Below are 2744 nucleotides of genomic sequence, written 5' to 3' on the forward strand. Positions count from 1 at the left end.
GTAAAAGCCACCATCTGCGGAAGGACCTATAACCGACTTATTATGGTCCAAAAGCACGGCTGCCCGTTGAATATGGGAGATTTTTAATTGTGGGGAATCGTTTCCGATGGTGATGATCTGTTTGAAACCCCTATTGAAAACTTCCTGTATGGCATTTGTAAATCGTTCCCCAAAGGAATCCCCTACTTGCTCTTTCTCAGTATAATGAAAATAAGGGAGTCCGGTTTTAGCTACTATATTTAGGCTATGTTCGGAAAGCGCACTGAACAACCGGTCCCCATTTCGGATTTTTTTGCGCTTTTGTTCCTCTTCCGAAGAGAGTGCAAAAACCAAAATAGCGGTATGATGTTCGTTAATTGCGTTCATTCAATACTAGTATCTCGTAAATTTAAATAAATCCTATTTCAATTAGGTCGAAACGGTACATTATTCTTTACAAAGAAAAGGGATTATCTATTTAAAGAATTATAAAGGATAACCGACCAACGAGTTTATTTCTGGGTTTTTTATGAAGCGGAAATAAAAAAAAGTGCAGTTAAAATCGACTCAAAACAGGACGAGATGCAACAAGTGTATCTATTTTATTTTCAAAAGACTTTTCACAAACCAGGTAGTTTGTAATATAGGGATACGATAAGCACCCATTTGGGCGCTACACTTGTGCTGACTCAAGATAAACTTAGTCTTAGTAGGGCTTTAAACATCGTCATAATCGATCTTGAGCGTTGGCGTAAGTGGCCTGGCCTGGCAAGTAAGGATCAATCCCTCTTCGATCTCACCATCGGTAAGTATCTGGTTCTTTACCATTTCGGCTTTCCCTTCAATGATCCGGGCAACACAACTGCTGCAAACACCCCCTTGACAAGAGTAAGGTGCATCTATATTTTCTTTTAAGACGGCATCGAGGACAACATCGTTCTTGCCCATGGTCAATGAAAATTCTTCGTCATCCAAGATAACGGTTACTTGGGTTTTACCACTCGATGGGGCCACTGGGGTTTGGCCACTGGTCTCAGGGGTCGTGAACAATTCAAAATGTATTTTATCCTTTGAAATTCCATTTTCCTGGAGCGTATCGCTCACCACTTGGATCATTTCTTCCGGTCCACATAGGTAAAAGGCATCAAAACGGATATCCTTATGCTTATTTTTCAAAGCATAATTAACCGAGGAAGTATCGATTCGCCCGAATAAGGAACCTTCTTCCAGGACCTTACTATTGGTAAAGTAGACAAAAAAACGAGTTGCATATTCCAACTGAAGTTTTACCAGGTCTTTATAGAACATAGTCTCGGTATTCGATTTGTTGCCATACACCAATACGAATTTATTATGGGGATTACTCGTCAACACCTCTTTTATAATGCTCATTATCGGAGTAATACCGCTACCGGCGGCGAACGCTGCTACATTTTTAGGCGCATCGGTATGTTTGAAGACAAAGCGACCTTCTGGTGGCATTACGTCAAGTTGATCACCCACTTTTAATTTGGAATTGGCATAGTCAGAGAATCCGCCTTTGTGGGTCCGTTTAACGCCCACCGTGATATAATCGCGTTTTGGGGAAGAACAAATGGAATAGGCCCTTCGCACTTCCTTTCCTTTTATTTCCTTTTTAATAGTTATATATTGCCCTGCTTCAAAGGCAAAGGTTTGTTTTAGTTCCTTTGGAATGGCAAAGGTAATCGCAACGGAACTTGGAGTAAGCGGCTTAATGCCTTGTACCCTTAGGGCGTGAAAATGGGCCATGTCGTAGTTTCAATGTATTAAAAGTGCAAAGCTAAGCAAAGCAACAACTATAAAAAATGGGATTTTCGAAAAATGTTGCGGAAATGTAACAATAGCTAACTTTGTAACACTAACACCACAGTACAAATTAGCTAACCTGTATGTTCAGACACTTTGTAAACCTTCAATGGAAATCGTTCTTTAGATCATCCAATTTTGGGAAGAGCCTTGCCCTAAAACTATTAATGGGCTTTTTTGCCCTTTATATGATGGTGTCCTTTGCAGGTTTCGGTGTGGGCCTGTACTTTATAATAGAAAAAGCGTTTCCCGATACAGATCCCATGATGATTGTAAGCGGTTATCTATTGTACTGGGTGCTTTTTGAACTTTTCTTCCGGTATTTTATGCAAAAGTTACCTGTGATGGATATTAAGCCACTGCTGCTTTATCCCATCAATAAAGGGAAGATCACCCATTATATTTTGACGAAGTCAGGCTTGTCGGGGTATAATTTCCTATCTCTTTTCATTGCCGTGCCCTTTTCGATTGTGTTGCTGGTTCAAGGGTATCCTGTGATCAACGTCCTAGGTTGGTTGGTTGCGATAGTAGCCATGGTATTGACGATTAATTACACCAATTTCATCATCAACAAGAGCGATAAGGTATTGGTTGTTATAGGGATACTTATGATGATGCTCTATGGTTTGGAGTATTTCGACATACTACCTGTCAAGGCCTATGCGGGTGAATTGTTCTACAATCTTTATAAATATCCCATGTTGGTAATACTGCCGGTAGCCTTGGCGATAGGTACGTATACCATCAACTTTGACTTCCTCAGAAAAAGACTGTACCTCGACGCATCCATCAAAAAGAAAACAACGGCAGCAGCAACATCGGAATTGACCTGGACCAAGCGTTTTGGTGATATCGCCCCCTTTCTTCAGCTGGATCTTAAACTGATATGGCGGAACAAACGCACCAAAATGCAGGTTTTTATTTCTCTGGCAATGATT

Annotated in this window: 3 protein-coding genes; 1 reads left to right on the forward strand and 2 read right to left on the reverse strand. The window is 40.6% G+C overall.

Annotated elements, in window-relative coordinates:
* The coding region (locus tag WBM98_RS04475) for a DUF2064 domain-containing protein (protein WP_424364829.1) at positions 1-366 on the reverse strand (366 nt) is incomplete at its 3' end.
* A gap of 330 nt (positions 367-696) precedes the next feature.
* The gene (locus WBM98_RS04480; protein WP_424364830.1) at positions 697-1749 is read right to left on the reverse strand and encodes a 2Fe-2S iron-sulfur cluster-binding protein; all 1053 of its coding nucleotides are present in this window, start codon (positions 1747-1749) and stop codon (positions 697-699) included.
* 140 nt (positions 1750-1889) lie between these two features.
* Here WBM98_RS04480 and WBM98_RS04485 point away from each other — a divergent pair.
* The coding region (locus WBM98_RS04485) for a DUF5687 family protein (RefSeq protein ID WP_424364831.1) at positions 1890-2744 on the forward strand (855 nt) is incomplete at its 3' end.

This window comes from Maribacter sp., assembly GCF_049667165.1.
Taxonomy (GTDB): Bacteria; Bacteroidota; Bacteroidia; order Flavobacteriales; family Flavobacteriaceae; genus Maribacter_A.